At 71.8% G+C, this 18,409-nt stretch carries 14 protein-coding genes; 3 read left to right on the top strand and 11 right to left on the bottom strand.

Going from position 1 to position 18,409, the window contains the following annotated elements:
- Positions 1 to 5: 5 nt before the first annotated feature.
- Positions 6 to 953: a patatin-like phospholipase family protein gene (locus tag BN1056_RS03585; RefSeq protein ID WP_210579129.1), complete on the bottom strand. Its 948-nt coding sequence runs from the start codon at positions 951 to 953 to the stop codon at positions 6 to 8.
- 93 nt (positions 954 to 1,046) lie between these two features.
- On the opposite strand from BN1056_RS03585, the gene BN1056_RS03580 reads away from it, so the two are divergent.
- Positions 1,047 to 2,162, top strand: a complete 1,116-nt coding sequence (locus BN1056_RS03580) for an NADH:flavin oxidoreductase/NADH oxidase (protein WP_210579128.1) — start codon at positions 1,047 to 1,049, stop codon at positions 2,160 to 2,162.
- Between the two features lie 137 nt (positions 2,163 to 2,299).
- Here the strand turns inward: BN1056_RS03580 and BN1056_RS03575 are convergent, their stop codons facing one another.
- The 8 genes from BN1056_RS03575 to BN1056_RS03540 form a co-directional block, all read right to left on the bottom strand.
- Entirely contained in the window at positions 2,300 to 3,712 is a 1,413-nt protein-coding gene (locus BN1056_RS03575) for a M18 family aminopeptidase (RefSeq protein ID WP_210579127.1), read from the bottom strand.
- Between the two features lie 177 nt (positions 3,713 to 3,889).
- Positions 3,890 to 4,378, bottom strand: a complete 489-nt coding sequence (locus BN1056_RS03570) for a glycosyltransferase (protein WP_210579126.1) — start codon at positions 4,376 to 4,378, stop codon at positions 3,890 to 3,892.
- Positions 4,375 to 4,896: a peptidase T4 gene (locus tag BN1056_RS03565; protein WP_244671486.1), complete on the bottom strand. Its 522-nt coding sequence runs from the start codon at positions 4,894 to 4,896 to the stop codon at positions 4,375 to 4,377. The genes BN1056_RS03570 and BN1056_RS03565 overlap by 4 nt, the downstream gene beginning before the upstream one ends.
- Positions 4,893 to 5,294 carry a TadE/TadG family type IV pilus assembly protein gene (locus tag BN1056_RS03560; protein WP_210579125.1) on the bottom strand — a complete coding sequence of 134 codons (402 nt, stop codon included), beginning with the start codon at positions 5,292 to 5,294 and terminating at the stop codon, positions 4,893 to 4,895. Before BN1056_RS03560 ends, BN1056_RS03565 begins: the two co-directional genes overlap by 4 nt.
- Positions 5,295 to 5,379: 85 nt before the next feature.
- Positions 5,380 to 5,577 (bottom strand): hypothetical protein, encoded by a 198-nt coding sequence (locus BN1056_RS03555; RefSeq protein ID WP_073327381.1) that lies wholly within the window; start codon positions 5,575 to 5,577, stop codon positions 5,380 to 5,382.
- A gap of 110 nt (positions 5,578 to 5,687) precedes the next feature.
- A complete protein-coding gene (locus BN1056_RS03550) occupies positions 5,688 to 6,617 on the bottom strand; it encodes a type II secretion system F family protein (protein WP_210579123.1) in 930 nt (309 codons plus the stop codon).
- Entirely contained in the window at positions 6,614 to 7,465 is an 852-nt protein-coding gene (locus tag BN1056_RS03545) for a type II secretion system F family protein (protein WP_210579121.1), read from the bottom strand. The genes BN1056_RS03550 and BN1056_RS03545 overlap by 4 nt, the downstream gene beginning before the upstream one ends.
- On the bottom strand, positions 7,465 to 8,769 hold the full coding sequence (locus tag BN1056_RS03540) for a TadA family conjugal transfer-associated ATPase (RefSeq protein ID WP_210579118.1): 1,305 nt from the start codon (positions 8,767 to 8,769) through the stop codon (positions 7,465 to 7,467). The genes BN1056_RS03545 and BN1056_RS03540 overlap by 1 nt, the downstream gene beginning before the upstream one ends.
- 275 nt (positions 8,770 to 9,044) lie before the next feature.
- Between BN1056_RS03540 and BN1056_RS03535 the strand changes: the two genes are divergently transcribed.
- Positions 9,045 to 10,247: a phosphotransferase gene (locus tag BN1056_RS03535; RefSeq protein ID WP_210579116.1), complete on the top strand. Its 1,203-nt coding sequence runs from the start codon at positions 9,045 to 9,047 to the stop codon at positions 10,245 to 10,247.
- On the opposite strand, the gene BN1056_RS03530 is transcribed toward BN1056_RS03535, so the two are convergent.
- Complete coding sequence (locus tag BN1056_RS03530) at positions 10,184 to 13,687, bottom strand: ATP-dependent helicase (RefSeq protein WP_210579113.1); 3,504 nt, start codon at positions 13,685 to 13,687, stop codon at positions 10,184 to 10,186. The two genes, BN1056_RS03535 and BN1056_RS03530, sit on opposite strands and share 64 nt — an antisense overlap.
- Positions 13,684 to 17,304 carry a UrvD/REP family ATP-dependent DNA helicase gene (locus tag BN1056_RS03525; RefSeq protein WP_210579112.1) on the bottom strand — a complete coding sequence of 1,207 codons (3,621 nt, stop codon included), beginning with the start codon at positions 17,302 to 17,304 and terminating at the stop codon, positions 13,684 to 13,686. The genes BN1056_RS03530 and BN1056_RS03525 overlap by 4 nt, the downstream gene beginning before the upstream one ends.
- Positions 17,305 to 17,598: 294 nt before the next feature.
- Between BN1056_RS03525 and BN1056_RS03520 the strand changes: the two genes are divergently transcribed.
- On the top strand, positions 17,599 to 17,814 hold the full coding sequence (locus BN1056_RS03520; RefSeq protein WP_073327391.1) for a DUF3107 domain-containing protein: 216 nt from the start codon (positions 17,599 to 17,601) through the stop codon (positions 17,812 to 17,814).
- Positions 17,815 to 18,409 lie beyond the last annotated feature (595 nt).

The following is an 18,409-nucleotide window of genomic DNA, read 5'->3' as shown; positions in this document are numbered from 1 at the left end:
CGGGCTCAGAACCCGAGGAATTCAAGGATGTCGGGCAGCTCCCGGCGGGCCTGCGCCAGGCCGGCCTCGTAGGCGCTCACCACGCGGTCGTAGCGCAGCTCACCGTTCTCGATCGCCATGCGGTCGGGCTGGAACAGGTAGACGCGCCCCTCGCGGCGCCCCTGCTCCAGCTCCTCAATGGTGCGGTTGTAGCCGTCGGGCCGGTTGATGATGGCCTCGGCAACCTCCGGCTGCCTGCGGAACATGCGCCGGTAGGCGGCGGCGCGCTTCTCGGCGGGCTTGCGGTAGCCGGCCGGCCGGGTGGAGACCACGAGCATGCGCTCGTAGCCGTCGGCCGCGGCGGCGTCGGTGGGGAAACCGCCGGTGGGGCCGAGCGCCCCGTCGAGGTAGGGCACGCCGTCGATGTGGACGGTGGGCATGAGCACCGGCATGGATGAGGAGGCCTGGCAGCGCACCAGCAGGTCCTCCATGACGTCCATGTCCTCCAGGCCCCAGTAGACCTCCTCGCCGGTGTCGCAGCGGAAGGCGCCCAGGCGCACGGTGGCCGCGGAGGACTTGAAGGTGTCCCAGTCGAAGGGGAACAGCTCGTCCGGCAGGGAGGTGTGCTGGTAGATGTGCTCGGAGTTGAAGTAGCCCTGGCCGCGGGCGAAGCTGCCCCACCCGCCCGCGTCGGGGTCGGTGGTCAGCCCGACGAAGGCCTCACGGGTGCGCCACAGGTCGCGGGAGACCATGTTGACGGTGTTGGTCGTGCCGGCGGAGATGCCGCCCACCCAGGGGAAGAACAGCCCCTCCTCCAGCAGCACCTGCACCAGCGCCGCGGTGTAGGTGCCGCGCATGCCACCGCCTTCGAATACGAGGGCGACGTCGTCGACGCGCCGGGTGATCGGGGCGGGCGTGTGCGCGGGGTCGCCGTACGGGACGGGGCGGGAGGGGGCGAGGGCGGAAGTGGTCATGATGTGCCAAGGCTATCGAGCCCGCGTGGGTGGGCGGCAGTGATCCCGACCGCACCCCTGGCCGTCGACGGTCGGCGCGCGTAGCGTGACGCCATGGCGAATCCACAGCTCCTTCAGCCCCTTTCTCTGCGCGGGCTCACGGCCCGCAACCGCCTCTGGCTCCCACCCATGTGCATGTACTCGGTCGAGAACCAGGACGGCATCGCCACCGACTGGCACGTGGTGCACTACGGCTCGCGCGCCCAGGGCGGCTTCGGCACCGTGATCGTCGAGGCCACCGGCGTCACTCCCGCGGGACGCCTGTCCCCCTACGACCTCGGCCTGTGGGACGACGCCCAGGTGGACGGCCACCGCCGCATCGTCGAGGCGATCCACGCCGGCGGCGCACTGGCGGGCGTGCAGCTGGGCCACGGCGGCCGTAAGGCGGGCACGCCCCCGTGGCGGCCCGACGTCGAGGGGGCCCGCTCCGGCACCCTGCCCGACTGGGATCTGGTGGCGCCGAGTGCGGTGGCCTACCCCGGCCACGCGGTGCCGCGCGCGCTGACCACCGCGGAGATCGCCGACACCGTGCAGGCCTTCGCCGACGCCGCCCGCCGCGCCGTAGCCGCCGGCTACGACGTGGTGGAACTGCACGGCGCCCACGGCTACCTGATCCACCAGTTCCTCTCGCCGCTGTCCAACACCCGCACCGACGCCTACGGCGGCTCCGCCGAGGGGCGGCGCCGCTTCGCCCTGGAGGTGGTTCGGGCGGTGCGCGCGGCCATCGGGGAGGACAAGGTCCTCGACATCCGCCTGTCTGCCACCGACTGGACCGAGGGCGGGATCACCGGGGATGACACCGCCGAGTTGGCGCGGCAGCTGGTGGCGGCCGGCGTGGACGTGCTGCACGTGTCCACCGGCGGGAACGCGCCCGCCCAGGTGCCGGCGGGCCCCGGCTACCAGGTGCCCTTCGCCGCCCGGGTCAAGCAGGCCGTGGACGGCATGACGACGCCGGGCGGAGGGCAACCGCAGGTGGTCGCCGTCGGCATCATCGACTCCGGCATGCAGGCGGAGCAGATCCTGGTGGCCGGCCTGGCCGATGCCGTCGCCGCCGGGCGGGCGGCCCTGCGCGACCCGTACCTGCCGGTGCGCTGGGCTCACGAGCTGGGCGTGAACGACTGGCAGGCCGCGTATCTGCCGATCCAGTACTGGCGCGGCGCCTGGCGCTGAGCCGCCGGTGCGCGCTTGAAGGCAGGCGGTGCCGGGCGGCTGCGTTGAGCGGCTGCCCGGCACCGTCGTCTTGTGGCGCGGCCGGTGGTCGGCGCGGCTAAGCGGGCGGGGCCGGGCGGCGCACCGCCCTCTGGGGTTCAGGCGCCCTGCCAGTAGGCGTGCATGGCCCGGGCGAGGCGGACGCCGTCGGAAACCGCGCACATCTCCCGCTGGGAGTGCATGGACAGCAGCCCCTGGCCGACGTCGACGGTGGGGATGCCCAGGCGAGTGGCGGTGAGCGGGCCGATCGTGGTGCCGCAGGGCACGGCGTTGTTGGACACGAAGTCCTGGCTGGGGACGTGCGCGGCGCGGCAGGCGCGCGCCCATGCGGCTACGGCGGTGGCGTCCGTGGCGTAGCGCTGCTGGGCGTTGATCTTCAGCAGCGGCCCGCCGCCGAGGACGGGGCGCACGGCGGGATCGTGCAACTGTGGATAGTTCGGGTGGGCGGCGTGGCCGGCGTCGGCGGAGACGCACACCGAGCGGGCCAGCAGCGCCGCGTAGGCGTCGCCCGTGACCCCCATGGCCCCGGCGAGGCGGGACAGCACGGTCTGCAGGAACGGGCCGGCGGCACCGGTGCGGGTGCCGCTGCCGACCTCCTCATGGTCATTGGCGATGAAGACGATCGGGCCGGCGATCCCGGCGTCTGCACCCTCGTGCGCCAGTGCCTCCAGCGCCACCAGGGCGGCGTGCACGGAGGAGAGGTTGTCCAGGCGGGAGGAGGCGAGGAACTCGCCATTGCGGCCGAAGCGGGCCGGCGCCTCGGTGGGGTAGGTGAGGATGTCGCAGAAGGCCAGGTCGGCGGGGTCGATGCCGGCCAGCTCGCACAGGTAATGCTCGGGCGCGTCGGGGCCGGGCAGGGCGGACGCGGCGTCATTCCCGGCTCCGGCCGCGTCGGTTGCGGCGCCCGCCGGGGCCGTGTCGGCGGCCACCGCCGCATCGCTCGTTTTGCCGCTCGTCAGGGTCCACAGCGGCAACAGATGGGCCTGCTTGTCCAGGTGCAGGGACTCGTTCACGCTGCGGTCCAGGTGCGGGGCGACCTGGGCGACGCGGGCGATGGGGCCGGTGCGCACCAGGTGGGTGGTGCCGTCGAAGGTGGTCAGGCGGCCGGCGAGGCCGAGTTCGCGGTCCAGGAAGGAGTTCAGCAGCGGCCCGCCGTAGACCTCGACGTTCAGCACCTGCACGCCGTCGCGCACCATGGCGGCGTGAGGCTTGAGCCGCAGGCCGGGTGAGTCCGTGTGGGCGCCGACGATCCGCAATCCGGCGGCCGCGTCCAGGCGCTCGGGCAGCAGCCAGGCGATGATGGCGCCGTCGCGGCGGGTGTAACCGCGGCGGGGCAGGTCGGTTCCCCAGGGCTCGCGCTCGTCCACGGCGGTCAGGCCCACGGCGTCCAGGCGGCGGGCGACCTCCGCGGTTGCGTGATAGGAGGTGGGTGAGGCGGTGACGAAGTCGATGATGGAGTCGGCGTAGGCGTCGTCGTCGCGCAGCGCGGGCGCGGTTTCGGGGTCTGTCATGGGCCCAGTATGGGCCCGGCGGGCGAGGCCACCGCTGAAGAATGTCCAAATCCGGCAGGAACGTCGGGCGCGCACTCTCTGACCGCCGATAAAACGGCTTGATTCCAACGATCCGGAAACGGCTCTTGGCCGCTTCGGACCCGTTTATGCCGAATCCGGACATTCGGCCCCGCGCCTTCACATGTTGGTGGTGGCCCGGGCGGTGCCGGTCGCGGTGATGGTGAAGCCCGCTGCGGGGATTACGCCCCAGGGCAGGAAGGGCGGCTGGGAATGCGCGGTCAGGGTGACGACGGCGGTGGTGCCGTCGGGACTGGCGGCCTCGGTGATCTGCACCCCGGTCAGCTCGACCGGTTGTCCGGCCAGGTCGGCGGCGGCCGCGGCCCGCACGCCCGCAGCCGACAGCGTGCCGGGGCCGGCCGTGGTGGAGTCTCCGGCGAAGTAGGAGGCGTCGTCGATCGCATCCGCGGCGGCGACCGCGGCCGAGTCCGCCAGCGAGGTGAGGGTCTTCAGGTCCAGGTAGACGGCGCTGGCGGAGGCGAGCGCCAGAATCAATGCGGCGACGACGGCGACCAGCCCGACGCCCAGCAGCAGGGTCTGCCCGTCCTCCGCGGCGGCCGTCCGGCGCACCCGGGCGGCGGCGGCCCGGCAGCGCTTCCGCGCGATCATGGTGCGCCTCCCTTGCTGACGGCAAGGGTGACGGCGCGCTCGGCATCCACGACGACGACGTCCCGCCCCACCCCGGCCGACGCGAGCACCGGCAGGTCCACGCCCGCCTGTACGCGCACCACCGCCCCGGTGCAGGCGGCGTCCGCGCAGCCCACGCTCAGGGCGGTGGCGGGGTCGGTGTCAACGCCCTGATCCGACAGCGCCAGACCGACCGCGGTGCGGGCGTGGGCGATGGCGGCCTCCCCCGGCTCGACCTCCAGGATGCGGCTGGCGGCGTCGGCGGCGGAGGCCACGGCGAAGGAGGCGGCCTGCACTTGGGCGAGGGCGACGAGCAGGTACACCACGGGCACCACCAGCACCACCGTCCACCCGATGAACTCCACCGCGGCGTTGCCGGCCTCCGGCTCGCCGCGCCGTCCGGCCCGGCGGAGGCGCGGGCCGGGGGCCCGGCGACCAGACCAACGCCTCCCCGACGGCTCGACCGGCGTGTGCGGTCGGCTTTGCGCGCGCCGGTTCATGGTTCGTCTCCGTCCACGCCCACGAGGACGGCCTCGTCGACGGCGTGCCCAGTGACGTGCAGCGTCCCGCCGGGGCCGAGCAGGCCCAGCACCGGCAGTGGGGCGGTCACGTCCACGCGTACCACCGCCACGCCGTCGACCCGGGTGCGGGTGACGTTCACGGCGTCGACGTAGCCGTCGGCGAGTGCCGCGTCGGCCAGGGCGCGCACACGCGCATCCGCCTCGGCGGTGGTGCCGCCGACCAGCGCGGCGCGGCGGGCGCCCTCTCCGGCGGCATCGGTGAGCAGGTTGCGCACGTGCAGGCCGAGGGCGAGCTGGAGCAGCGCCACCGACACGGCGACGACGAGCACGCCGACGAGTACGAAGTCGACTACGGCCGAGCCGCGCTCGATGGCCATGCGGCGGGTATCCGGCCGGTGCCGGCCGCCGGGCCCGTACGCCTCACCGCGCCCGACGTGCCCGCGGGCGCACCGGCCCGGCCGTTCAGATGGCACCGGAGACCTTGGCGATGGCGTCGTTGAACACCTGGATCAGGGCCGGGCCGGCCACCGCCCACAGGGCGACGACCAGCCCCGCGGTCATGAGGGTGACCAGCACCCAGCCGGGGACGTCACCGCGCTCGTCGTCCAAGTGGTGGAGCCGGGTTTGCAGGCGAATACTGAGGCGCTTGAGAGTTTGCATGGGATTCTCCGTTTCCGTGGAGGGGGTGGTGGATGAGGGTTTGGCGGTGGGGAGGTTTCGGGCGGCCCGGAATCCGCGGGCGCGCGGCGCGACCGGCGCGGGGAGTCAGTTCATAGGCCGATCCGCAGCACAAACAGGCCCGGGAAGAGGGCGAAGACGACGGTGATGGGCAGGATCAGGAAGACGACGGGCACCATCTGGGCGATCTCGCGGCGCCCGCCCTCCTCCATCAGGGCGCGTCGGGAGGCCTCGCGGGCGTCGGCGGCCTGGGCGCGCAGCACGTCGGCCAGCGGGGTGCCGCGCTCCAGGGCGACGGCGATCGCCTCCGACAGGCGGGTGACCTGCAGGGAACCGACCCGCTGCTCCAGGTGGGCCAGGGCGGTGGACAGCACGGTGCCCGAACGAACGTCGGCGAGGGTGACTTCCAGTTCCTCCACGAGTTCGCCGTGCCCCACGCGCGCGACCCGCTCGATGGCCGCGATTGGCCCCTGCCCGGCCCCGACCACGAGCGCGAGCAGTTCGACGACGTCGGGCAGTTGCGCCTCGATACGCTCGCAGCGCCGGGTCACGGTGCGGGTGAGCCACCAGTCGCGGGCGGCCGCCCCGCCGACGCCGGCCAGCAGCGCCAGCACGATCAGCAGCGGCACGTTGACCCGCCGGAGGAGCGACAGCGCCAGTCCGCTCCCGGCGGCGACGGCGAGCCCGGCCACCGCCCACAGCAGTTGTTGGGTGCGCAGTTCCTCATAGGTCAGGCCGGTCCCGGAGCGGGCCAGGCGCCGACGCACCGAGTCGGCCGAGGAGCCGATCGCCTCCAGCAGGCCGCCCAGGCGGGTGACGGTGCCCAGCAGCACGGCGCTGACGGTCTGCCCGTCCGCGGCCGGCGCGCCGGCCAGTAGCCGCGAGGTGGCCGAGCGGGGGTGCACGTATGGCTCCAGGCGGGAGGCGAGGGTGGGGCGGTGGCGCCGTACGGCCTCGATGACGGAGAGGATGCCGCAGGCGGCGAGCAGCCCGGCCAGGGCGCCGGCGAGGCCGGGACTCATCGCAGCACCCGATCTTCCTCGGGCAGGCGCCCGAGCCGCAGCATGAGCCGGTAGGCGATCACGGTCACCACCCCGCCGACGGCGAGCATGAGGGCGCCGGTGGCGGTGGCGTAGGCGGCGGCCGCCTGGGGGCGGGTGGACAGCAGTGCCAGCACGATCCACGGCGCGGCCACTGCCACCCGCGCCCCGTTGACGGTCCAGGACTGGCGGGCCTCCAACTCGCCGCGGGTGCGCAGGTCCTCCCGCAGCATCCGCGACAGCGAACGCAATAGGGTGGTCAGGTCGTTGCCGCCGACCTCGTGCGCCAGCCGCAGGGCCTCCACGATGCGGTCGGCCACCGGGTCGGCGAAGCGGGCCTTGAGCCGGTCCAGGGACTGGTCGAAGCGGGCGGTGGTGGCGTAGTCGACGCCGAAGGCGCGCAGCTCCTCCCGGATCGGTTCGGGTCCGCGCTCACCGAGGTTGGCCAGTGCCTCGGGCAGGCTCATGCCGGCGCGCACGCCCGACACCAGCGTGTCGACGGCCTCCGGCCAGACCTCGCGCAGGTTGGTGCGGCGGGTGCGGGCTCGGGAGGAGACCACCAGCAACGGTGCGCCGGCGGCGATCGCACCGAAGGCCACCGCAATCGGCCAGGCGCGGGAGACTCCCAGGAAGACCAGTGCGACCACGAGTCCGAGCCCGAGACTGCCGGTGACGAACAGGGCGGGACTGGTGCGGCCGACGCCGGCCTGCACGAGCAGGTCCGCCAGGTGCCGTTGGCGGGCCGAACGCCACTGGGGCGGCTCGCTGGTCAGGGCGAGCCAGATCAGGATGATGCCGCTGCCGCCCAGCAGCCCGGCTACGGCGCCCATCAGGACCACTCCCCCGCGGCCCCCGCCGTCCCGGTACGCCCGCCGGCCCCGGCGCGCAGGCCCGGATGGGACTCCACTGCGTCACCGGTGAGCAGGGCGGCCAGGTCGTGGCCTGCGCGGGTATAGCGTTCGGCGGCGCGCGGCAGCCCCGGGCCACGCACCAGTCGGCCGGCGGCGTCGCGGTGGAAGACGTCGGACATCTCGATGGTGCCGTTCTCCACCCGCCCGGACAGGGCGGCGATCTCCCGCACCTGGCGGTGGCCGTCGGCGCCCAGGTCCAGGTGGACTACCAGGTCGACGGCGCCGGCCACCGTGGGGACGACGAACCCTGCGGAAACATTCTCTCCCGCCAGCAGCGGCAGCGTGCAGATCTTGACGATCGCCTCCCGGGCGGAGTTGGCATGCAATGTCGACATAGACGGCATGCCGGAGTTCATGGCGATCAGCAGGTCCAGGGCCTCCGCCTCGCGCACCTCGCCGACCAGCAGCCGGTCCGGACGCATGCGCAGCGCCTCCTTGACCAAGCGCCGCAGGTTGATCTCGCCGGCCCCCTCCAGGTTGGCGGCGCGGGTCTGCATGGCCACGCAGTCCCGGTTGCGCAGCGCCAGCTCGAAGACCTCCTCGCAGGTGATCACCCGCTGCCCGGCGGGGATGGCGCCGGCCAGGGCCCGCACCATGGTGGTCTTGCCGGCCTGGGTGGCGCCGGAGACGAGGATGTTCAAGCCGGCCTGCACGGAGGCGTCCAGGAAGGCGGCGGCGTGCGCGGTCAGTGACCCCATCCGCACCAGGTCGCTGGTGCGCGCGGCCCGAGAGGTGTGCTTGCGGATGTTGACCGCCCAGTGGTGGGAGGTGATGGGTGGGATGACCACGTGTAGGCGTTCGCCGCCTGGCAGTTGGGCATCCACGAAGGGGCTGGCCAAGTCCAGACGGCGCCCGGAGGCGCGCAGCATCCGCTCCACCAGGACGCGCAGCTCCTCATCCTCCAGCAGGGTGGTGGTCAGTTCGGGGCGGCCGGCGCGGGCGATGAACACGCGGCCGGGGGCGTTGCACCAGATCTCCTCCACCGTGTCGTCGTCCAGGTAGCGTTGTAGTGGGCCCAGGCCGGCCAGCGCGTCGACGGCGCGAGCACCGGCGTCGTCGGGGTCGGGCAGGGGTGGGACCAGGCCGGCGTCGGCGCGGGCGAGGTAGTCGGCGCTGGCCTCGGCGACGAGGGCCTCCAGGCCGGTGGCATCCGTGAGCGGGTCGACGCCGCGGCGGCGGACGAGTTCGCGGATTTCGGAGTGCAGCAGGGCTGCGGCGTCCATGGCGGGCCTAACGGTTGATGGTTGCTTGGGCGCTGGCGGGGCGCTCGCCAGCGGGTGTCTTGTGTGGCGCTGACTCGGCGTTGAGCAGTGCCACGCCGTGACCATAGGTCACAACTGCGCATCGACGCCACTCCGTCTCGGCGGCCTGTGGAAAACTCCGGCCGCCGGCGCGGGGGCGTCGATGGTGACGGCCGTCTGGCAATCGCCTGAATGGTGGGCGGCCGCCGGGGCGCGGCGCCACCCCGTCCGGCGGGTTCCTCGCTTACGGTGGAGTCATGTCACAGCCGCCCGCCGGACCGTCCACCCCCGCTTCCGCCTCCGAGTCGCCTCGCGCCGCCGCGTCGGGTGGGTCTGCACCCGACGCGGAGTCCGCCCGCGAGCGCTCGCCACTGGCCCTGGCGGCCCTGGCCGCGGTGGCCGTGCCCGGGCTGGACCCCGCGCGCCTGGCCCTGCCTCAGGAGCGCTCCGCCGACCTGCGGGTGGTCGGCGTCGTCGACACCCGGGGCCGCCACTGGGAGGTGCTGGAGACTCACGCGGACGCAACCGGCGCGACCCTGGAGGCGGAGGCCGAGGTACTGCGACGCATCGGGAGGATCGTCGACGACGGTCGACTGTCCTTCGATGTGCCCCGCCCCGCCGGTACGCTGCGGCTGGAAGGCAGTTACATTCAGGTGCGCTCCCACCTGGAGGGGCGGCCCATTGACGTCGATTCGCTGCGCCCGGGGCCGGGATTGTCCGCGGGGCTGGGCAAGGCGCTGGGCGAGTTGCACGACCTGCCCACCACGGTGGTCTCCGAGGCGGGCCTGCCCGTCTACGACGCCGACGACGTGCGCACCCGTTGGTTGAACCTGCTCGACGACGCCGCCGGGACCGGCAAGGTGCCGCCGTCGCTGCTGGCCCGGTGGGAGGTGGCGCTGGAGGACACGGCCCTGTGGCGCTTCCGGCCGGTGGTGGTGCACGGTGACCTGGCGCCGGAGAACGTGCTGACGGCGGGCGGCGCGGTGGTGGCCGTGCGCGGGCTGGGCCAGGTGCATGTGGGCGACCCGGCCGAGGACATGGCGTGGGTGTACGCCTCCGTGCCCGTGGACTGCCTGGACTCGATCGAGTCCGCCTACGACTTGGCGCGCACCGAGGGCGTGGACCGGCACCTGCGCGACCGGGCGGAGCTGGTCAGTGAACTGAGCCTGGCCGAGTGGCTCAGGCACGGGGTACGTTCCCACAGCGAATCGATCATTGACGACGCCGTGGCGATGCTGACGGACCTGGCAGACCAGGTCGGGGATGAGCCGCTGGTGGAGCAGATCGGCCCGCGCCTGGCGCCCGTGGCCGGGGTCAAGGAGCCGGCGGAGCCAGAGGCCACCACCAGCGAGGTCAAGATGGTGCTGGTCGAGGAGGACGCCGACGAAGACGCCGACTACGAGGGCGTCGACGACGGTACCGATGCAGAAGCCGATGGGGACGGCTCAGACGCCCATTGAGCCTGCAGGTCCAGGCTGCGCCGAATCTCCTCCAGCGAGAGGAAGGCCTCCTCGCCCAGTTCGTCGACTTCTCCGCCGTCCGCGACGTAGACGTAGGCGGCGCGGATCTGGTCGGTGGGGATCTGTTTCTTCGCGGCCCAGGCGTGCACGTACACGCTGAGCTGGTCCACCGGCACGCGTTGGTGTCCGGTCTTCCAGTCGACCACCAGGAAATGTTCGCTGCCGGGGCGCTGGAAGATGGCGTCGATGCGGCAGCGCAGGGTGGTGTCGCCGAGGGTGAGTTCAAGGGAATCCTCAGTGGTCACCAGCTCGTAGCCGTTTAGCAGCGGATGCTCGGCGGCGACCTTGAGCCAGCGCTCTACACGCTTGCGGTCGGAGTCGGCGAGCGTGTCCGGGACGCCGGCGTCCTCCAGGCTGAACAGCGGGCCCTGGCTGGTCAGGCGTTGGGCGATGGCGTCGTGGAAGACGGTGCCTAGACGGCCGGTGGATTGCGGCTGGGACGGCAGGGGGCGGCGCAGGTCGAGTGCGAAGCCGTCCCGGTCATCGCGCAGCGCGGCCAGCCGGGTGGCGGCCAGGTGGGCGGGCTGGCGGACCGTGGGCGTTTCGGCCGCGGCGGCGTCGCGCTCGGCCAGCAGCAGCCGGGCGTCCTCCCACCAGCGGGCGACGCGCCCGTCGGTGGCGCCCTCCCCCGCCGGATGCCCGCCGCGGAGGGCCTCGCCCGCGGAGGCTGCGGTGGGGGCCGCCATGGCGCGGCCGACGGCCTCGGCGACGGCAATGCGCGCGGCCCGCTCCGAGCCAGGGGCGGCCGGGTGCGTAACCGGCCAGGGGGCCTCCTCTACAAGATTGGTCAGCGGATTGACTGCCTCAGGATCTCTCTCGGTAAATCCAGGGGGGAACTCACCGACCAGCTCGCGCCGCCGTAGCTCGGCCATGAAACGCGACATGGGGTTAGGTTTACTAGCGGTCTTCGCCAGGTGAGATCCGGTCAACAGCACCTCATAGCGTGCCCGCGTGATAGCCACGTAAGCGAGGCGACGTTGTTCGGCGATCGTGTTGCGCCCCAAAGCGAAGAGGTATTCATCCAGACGGTCACTGATCGTCTGCTTGTCATCCTTGCTAAGCGCTGCGCCTTCGCTGAGCCCGGCAGCGAGGTCACCGAGCTTGAATGGCGGTAACTGGTCCGCGTCCGCTCGCAGCGGGTGTGGAAACTCATCCTGGTATCCCATCCAGGACTTGTCTATCAGCCTACCGTCTGCAGACGGGGCGATTTTATAGTGGGGAAATGACTTCTCAGACATACCTATGACGGCGACCCGATCCCATTCCAGCCCTTTAGCGGCATGTATGGTCAAGAGCTGTATGGCACCGGGGCTCGGTTCGACTTCAGGGACATCCAAGCCGTCTTCCTTCTCTTCAAGTAGATTGAGCAACTCCAGGAATCCCGATACTGTGGGGACGTCGGCATCGGTGGTGTACTGCTCGGCAACTTTACGGAAGGCATCCAGAGCACGCCGTCCCATCGGATCACTCACCCGTGCGGCAAGTTCGATATCCATTCCCAGGGCCTGTTCGGCCACCGCCACCAAATCTGGCAGAGGCAATGCAAGTGCGCCGCGTACCCGGCGCAGAGCCCGGGCAATCCGCAACGCGGCCTGACGTCCAGACTCACTGAGACCGGCCACAGCTGTAGACGGCTGAACCGGAGCACGCCGGGAGAACCGATTGTTGTGGGCGCCGCCGGCGTCATCAAGGCGGGCGAGCTCCTCTATCGCCTCTGAGAGGGCGACATCCTCTGCCCGCTCCGCAGCAGGCCCTTGGGCGTTATTCTCAGCAGATTTCACAACGCCATGCTCAACGCCCATTCCTGCACCGCCTGACCGGTCGCGACGGCGAGCCAGTTCACGTGCGAAGCGCTGCAATGCTCGCAGGTCGGCAGTGCCGATGTCGGCACCCACGAGCAGTCGCATCAGCCAGTCACCACGTTCTGGGTCGGCGGCCACAGCCAAGAGAGCACGCATGTCTGCAACCTCGGGAATGGTCAACAAACCACCTAATCCCACCACCTGGTAGGGCACTCCCCAATTCTGCAGAACTCTCGCCACTACATCGAGTTGACTGTGGGTTGGCGCCAAAACAGCAAGTTGCGCCTTGGGACTCCATGACTCGCGCATGAATTCGGCAACCGTCTCGGCCTCCTGCAATGGATCGGCAAGGAAGGCACCTACTACCCGTCCCGCACCGAGGCCCGCTTCGGCCGTTCGCTCCTGCAACTCACAGACATCGATGTGCTTGACTTCCGCGTCACCCGGCTGGTACTCGTGGCTGCGCAGAGGACCCGAGACGACGTTAGCGGCGGCAAGGATTGCCGAATCATTTCGCCAAGCGGTGGACAGCTGCAGCACCGGCGTCTCGACTTCGGGGTTCCCGCCACCGGCGACGGCCTGCACGCCGGAGGGGTTGAAGCGGTCGTGGAAGGTGTCCAGCGCGCCGGCGCTGGCACCGCGCCAGCCGTAGATGGCCTGGTTCGGGTCGCCGACGGCGGTGACGCCCTGGCCCGCGAATAGGGCGGAGAGCAGCCGCACCTGGGCGACGGAGGTGTCCTGGAACTCGTCCAGCAGCACCGCCGGGTACTGCGCGCGCATGACCGCCACGGCGTCGGGCACCTCTTCGGCGATGCGGCAGGCCAGCGCTAGCCGGTCGCCGAAGTCGACCAGTCCGTGCCGGCGCTTGTAGTCGCGGAAATCTTGTACCGCCTCCAGCACTCCCAGCCAATTCTTCATACGCTCCGGCGCTTTGCGTATCACATCTTTACCCGGCCTGGAGCCGCCCACACCGCCTGCGTTGGCCAGACCATCGAAAAGCTCGTATAGATCGGTCAACTGCTCGCGGGCGTCCTCAATGCTGAGCAGATTCGTGGACAGGGCGTTGTCCGCGTCAAGCACGGTCTTGACAGCCGTGGAGAGCTTGTCGATGGGCAGCGGGTCGGTGCGCCGCTCGAGAATGTCGGTGACGATCTGCCACTTGCGCGCCTCGGTGATCAGGGTGGCGTCCGGGTCGGCGCCGACGTACAGGCCGTATTCGCGCACGAGCGAGCCGGCGAAGGAGTCGTAGGTGGCCACGGTCGGCTCCGGTACGTCGTCGAGGCCGGTGATGTCACCTTTCTCGGCCAGCTGGGCAAGACGGACGGAGACGCGCTCGGCCAACTCGGCGGTGGCCTTGCGGGTGAAGGTCAGTCCTAGCACCTGGTCGGTGCGAACGGCACCGGTGGCGACCAGGTGGACGACGCGCTGGCTCATGGTGGCGGTCTTGCCGCTGCCGGCGCCGGCAACCACCAGCAGGGGCCGCAGCTCGTAGCCGATGATCTCCGACTGCTCCGCGGTGGGGCGGGGCAGGTCGAGCTTCTCGGCGAGGACTTCGGGGGTGAGGTCGGCAGCGCTCATGCCACGGTCCTCCTTCCTTCGGGGTTGACGGGGCAGCTGGTCTTGAGGGAGCACCATTGGCAGTGGTTCCCGCTGCGGGCGATAAGGCTGGCACCCGAGACGTCCCGTGCGGCGCGGGCGAGCAGCTCCACGTCCCACTCCTCTCCGGTGTCCGGATTGGGGCTGGACTCGAGCACCATTCCGCTCGGCAGGATCTTCGGGCCGGGATCAGTACCGCGTGGCTTCACACCGAGGAAGGCGAGCCCAGTGCCATCAACCTGGTAGCCGAGGGCGGCCAGCGCCATGCGATAGGTTGCAAGCTGCGCGTTACGCTTGGGCACATCTAGCTTGCCACTGCCGGTCTTGAAGTCGATGACGCGCACGCGCTGCCCCTGCCCGGCGGGCAGCACACCGTCCGCGGATGAGTCGGGCGGGGTGCCGTCGAGGAACTCCAGGCGGTCGATGCGCCCGCGTATGCGCACCGGTATCCGCTCGCCCGCGGCCACGGGCCCACCGCCAATGGCCCCGGCCTCAGCGTCAACTGCACGCCCGCCGTCGGCGCGCGCCTGGGGCTCGCCATCCCCAGCAGCGATGCCTACCTCTTCGCCATCGTCGGGCACCGGCAGATCCAGGTGGACGTCTACCGTCTGCTCCACCAGGGCGGGGGCGGTGACCGACCCAAGGTAGGCGTCGAGCCGGTCGATCATGTCGCGTACGCGCTGCCGCGCGAGGTTGCCGAGCCAGGTGTCCGGGTAGCCCAGCTCCGGCAGCGCGTCCTCCAAGGCCTGGCGCAGCACCTCTCCGCGCAGTCCCTCCCGTTCGGCGCGCTCGGCCAGGCCATGCACGAGCATGCCGATCCTCTGGGCATCGCTGGTGCCGGTACCGCCGCCGTTGCGCTGGAGGAACCATTTCAGCGGGCATTGGCTGATCGCGTCCACGTCAGAGGGGCTGATGCGGATCTCTTGGCCCGCGCCGACCAGGGGGGCGGTGGAGGTCGGCTGCCCCAGGCCGGCCCAGTTGGCGGGGTCGGCGGCGCTGACGCCGTCGCGGGCGAGCGCGGCCAGCAGCTGTTCGGCCTGCCGGCCGCGGGCGCGAGCACCGGCGTCGGCCCGCTCCAGGCGGCCGGCTACAGCTGCGGCGCGCAGTTCCCCCACGAGGCCCGGCAGGGTCAGGTCGGCAACATCCGGCCGGGGCTCGAGCTCGCCGTCGTCGTTGAAGAGCGTCTGCCCGGTCGCCTCGGCGACCTCGAGCAGGAAGGAGGAGGGTGCGCAGTCTCCGTCCAGCGCCGCGGTGACGATCAGGCGGCGGCCGGAGCGGGAGATGGCGGACAGGAACATGCGCCGCTCGTCGCCGCGGACCTGGCTGCGAGCCTCGGTCGGGTCCTGGTCGGCCGACCGTCTGCCGTCGGCCGCAAGCGGGAGACGGCCGGTGACGGCATCGACCAGCAGGCCGGAGCGGGTCAATCCGTCGCGCAGCCGCAGGTCGGGCCACGCGTCCCGCTCCACCCCGGCGACGACGACCACCTCCCACTGGGCTCCGGCCGCGGCGGCGGGGGTCAGGACGGCGACGCCGGGCGGGCGGATGCCCTGCGGGGCCACCGTGTCCGAGGGCAGTACCTCCGCCGCGAGCTCGTTCAAGAAGTCGCCTGCCGCAGCACCGGGGTGGCGCTCGGCCCACACCTCGGCGCGTTTGAACAGCACGGTAACCACGTCCAGGTCATGTTCGGCCGCCTCGGCCGTGAGCGCGGCGGCGCGCGTGGCATGCGGCGCCAGCGCCATGGCGCGCCACGTCTCCGCACAGTCCGAGGCCTGCCAGGCCGCCCACATGAGCGCCTCGGCGTCGATCAGGCGTTCCTCTTCCCGGGCGGCCTCGACCACGTCCCGCAGGGCGGCGACGACGCGCGCCGCGCGTTCCAGCCGCATGGCCTGCTCGGCGAGGGGCTCGTCGGCAAGCTCGCGGACCAGTGCGGTGGCGGCCGCGGGGGTGGCCAGGACGCCGAGCAGGTTCTCATCCCGGCCGGCCTCGGCGGGGCGGTCGGCGCACAGGCGACGACGCAGCCGGCGCAGGTCCAGGTTGGTCAGCCCGATCAGGGGGCTGGTGAGCAGGTCGAAAGCAGTGGCCCACTCGGGCGGGGTGTCGGCGTCTCCGAGGGTTCCGGCCAGTGCGGCACGACAGGCGTTGATGATGGCGGCCGCGGCCGGCTCGGCGCGCAGCAGCACGGCCGGGGTGGTGGAGGCCAGAGGTACGCCGTGATGACGTAGTTCGCGGCTGACCGCGCGGGCGGTGCCCGCGGAGCGGACGATCACGGCCATCTGGTCCCAGGCGGTGTTGTGGTGGACGTGCTCGCTGCGCAGGATGCGGGCGATCTGGGCGGTCTGCTGGAGCGGGCCGGAGGCGATGAGGGTCTCAACGCCACTGGGAGGAGCCGGATGAAGCTCGGTGCCGACCGCACTCCCCTCATCCGGTGCGCCTCCGCATCCCGCTTCGTCATCTTCGTCTCCCCCACGGTTCGCCTGTGGGGCAGCGGGAGCAGCGGCGGAGCGGTCGGCGAATGCACCGGCGGCAGCCGTACCGTTCGCGTACTCGGGGTGTCGGTGAGTGGCGGTGCCGGTGATGGGGATGCGGTCGGCCTGCGCAGCCCAGACCCGGGCCAGCTCGGGTGTACCGCGGTGGACCGTACGCAGCATGAGGCGCTCGGCGGCGAGCCCGGAGCGGTCCTCGGCGGCATTGAGCAGGCTGGGGTTGCCGCCGCGGAAGACCTCGACGGCGGCGTCTGGATCCCCCAGGGCGACGATCTGGGTGCGGTGGCCATCGGAGTCGGGCCCGGAGAGCGCTACCAGGAGGCGGGCAGTGGCGGCGGTGCAGTCCTGGTAGTCGTCGACGATGACGACGTCCGGGACCGGACGCGGCACACGCACGCCGTCGGCGTCCCAGGTGTCCAGGACCTCGCGGGCGCGGTCCTGCAAGCGGGCCGAGTCCATCTTGCGGACGGTGGAGCGGTTGGCGGCGCTGGGGCGGCCCTGCGCGTCCCAGGTGCGCAGCAGTGGGGCGGCGTACCGCCAGATGGGGACGTTGAGCTCGGCACCGAGGTCGGCGAGTTGCTCGGCGGTGACGCCGAGTTCACCGGCACGGGCCAGCAGGTTGCGCAGCTCGGTGCGGAAGGCACGCGACTCGACGGCCTCGGCGGGCAGGTCCCCCCAGCCGGCGCCCGGCACCAGCCCGGCCAGCGCGGCGTCCTCCTCCGCCCCGGCAAGCAGGACCGGGGCGGGCAGCGGGTCGGGACGCTGGGTGAACGAGGTCGTCAGGATCGTCAGGGCCAGGCCGACGGGTGTGCGTACCCGGACCGTGCCGGAGGAGGCGCCGGCGAGGCTGAGCAGGTGGGAAGCGCGCTCACGCAGGCGGTCGGCGCGGGCGCGCGTGGGGGCCAGCAGGAGGGCCTCCTTGTGGCGGTCGGTCACTGCCTCGACCAGCAGGCGCAGGGCGGTCGTGGTCTTGCCAGTGCCCGGGGCGCCCAGGACGACGAGATTCGCGCCGTCTGCTGCACGGGCGAGCACCCGGGCGGCGGAGGCGTCCGGCTCGGGCAGCGGGGGCTGCGCGAGCGGGGGTAGGAGGCGGGGGGCGCCGGTGGGGCTGGTCATGTGCCCATCTCACCACGGGGGTCCGACATGAATGGAACGCCCTTAACGTCGTCTGAGTATCGGTCTTCGCGCGACGGTCTTGGACGTGTCGCGGCGGTCCCTTAGCCCCGTCCCGGTCGCGGACTTAGACGCGCGACGGTGGCTTGCTGTCCGCGCGGCGCGAAACGGCCCGGATTGTGGTGGGCCGGGCAAGCCTTTGCGACAGCAAGGCCCATAGGATCGGGCCAGACACCCCACCGCGGGCCGTTGCCTTTACAGGTTTTGCGACCCGAGTCCTGGACACAAGGAGTACCCATGCAGGTCACCATCGGAATCAAGCACTCGACTCGCGAACTCCAGCTGGAGACCTCTGCCTCCCAAGAGGAGGTCCTCGCGGCCGTGGCTGACGCCGCCACCTCCGCGGTCACCCTGACCGATGACAAGGGTCGCAAGGTGTTCATCCCGGCGGGTTCGCTCGCCTACATCGAGATCGGCGAGGCCTCTCCCCGCCGCGTCGGCTTCGGCATCTGACTCACGCCTTAAGCGCGGCGCCGCGTCGGCTTCAGCGCCCGATTCAAGCCTCTGTGTCGGCGCTCGTCCATGGAGACGGGCGCCGACCTTTGTGTACCGGGGTCGGTCGGCGGTCGGGCGCGCCGCCTGCGCCGACCGGCGGGAGGTATGTCCCGGGGTCTTCACTCGGCGTTTTTCGACCCTGGGGTGCGTTTAACGACCCCGGGGTGGTCGTGGAATGTACCCCAAGGTCGTAAAACGTCACTAGGGCCAGCCGGCCGGCACAGCCAGGCGGCCCGCGGGCTCCACCGACCGCACGCCCCGGGTTTTCCACAGGCACCACGGGCCAGGTAGCAACAACAACAAGGGTCACGGTACGGTTGCGCAACGTCGGCACACCGCCGACACCCCCACCCGGGCCCTCAACGAGGAGGCCACCCCCAACATGCCCACACACCCCAACAAGCCACACGCCAGCCCACGCCACCAGACGGATGCCGCCGCACACCCGCACGCCCCGACACCCGCACGCCGAGCCGCCGCGCTAGCCATCTGCCTCACCCTCCTGGGCGCAGGCTGCTCAAACGCCACCAACCACACCACCTACACCCCCACC

It is taken from the genome of Actinomyces succiniciruminis (genome assembly GCF_900002405.1).
Taxonomy (GTDB): domain Bacteria; phylum Actinomycetota; class Actinomycetes; order Actinomycetales; family Actinomycetaceae; genus Actinomyces; species Actinomyces succiniciruminis.
This window is presented reverse-complemented; position numbering and strand designations above follow the sequence as displayed.

What these genes read in the sequence shown, in the direction of transcription:
- BN1056_RS03580 (WP_210579128.1), top strand. Translation starts at nt 1,047, where the DNA reads ATGGCGAATCCACAGCTCCTTCAGCCCCTTTCTCTGCGCGGGCTCACG.
- BN1056_RS03575 (WP_210579127.1), bottom strand. Translation starts at nt 3,712, where the DNA reads ATGACAGACCCCGAAACCGCGCCCGCGCTGCGCGACGACGACGCCTAC.
- BN1056_RS03535 (WP_210579116.1), top strand. Translation starts at nt 9,045, where the DNA reads ATGTCACAGCCGCCCGCCGGACCGTCCACCCCCGCTTCCGCCTCCGAG.
- BN1056_RS03555 (WP_073327381.1), bottom strand. Translation starts at nt 5,577, where the DNA reads ATGCAAACTCTCAAGCGCCTCAGTATTCGCCTGCAAACCCGGCTCCAC.
- BN1056_RS03520 (WP_073327391.1), top strand. Translation starts at nt 17,599, where the DNA reads ATGCAGGTCACCATCGGAATCAAGCACTCGACTCGCGAACTCCAGCTG.
- BN1056_RS03560 (WP_210579125.1), bottom strand. Translation starts at nt 5,294, where the DNA reads ATGGCCATCGAGCGCGGCTCGGCCGTAGTCGACTTCGTACTCGTCGGC.
- BN1056_RS03530 (WP_210579113.1), bottom strand. Translation starts at nt 13,687, where the DNA reads ATGAGCGCTGCCGACCTCACCCCCGAAGTCCTCGCCGAGAAGCTCGAC.
- BN1056_RS03550 (WP_210579123.1), bottom strand. Translation starts at nt 6,617, where the DNA reads ATGAGTCCCGGCCTCGCCGGCGCCCTGGCCGGGCTGCTCGCCGCCTGC.
- BN1056_RS03565 (WP_244671486.1), bottom strand. Translation starts at nt 4,896, where the DNA reads ATGAACCGGCGCGCGCAAAGCCGACCGCACACGCCGGTCGAGCCGTCG.
- BN1056_RS03525 (WP_210579112.1), bottom strand. Translation starts at nt 17,304, where the DNA reads ATGACCAGCCCCACCGGCGCCCCCCGCCTCCTACCCCCGCTCGCGCAG.
- BN1056_RS03585 (WP_210579129.1), bottom strand. Translation starts at nt 953, where the DNA reads ATGACCACTTCCGCCCTCGCCCCCTCCCGCCCCGTCCCGTACGGCGAC.
- BN1056_RS03545 (WP_210579121.1), bottom strand. Translation starts at nt 7,465, where the DNA reads ATGGGCGCCGTAGCCGGGCTGCTGGGCGGCAGCGGCATCATCCTGATC.
- BN1056_RS03540 (WP_210579118.1), bottom strand. Translation starts at nt 8,769, where the DNA reads ATGGACGCCGCAGCCCTGCTGCACTCCGAAATCCGCGAACTCGTCCGC.
- BN1056_RS03570 (WP_210579126.1), bottom strand. Translation starts at nt 4,378, where the DNA reads ATGATCGCGCGGAAGCGCTGCCGGGCCGCCGCCGCCCGGGTGCGCCGG.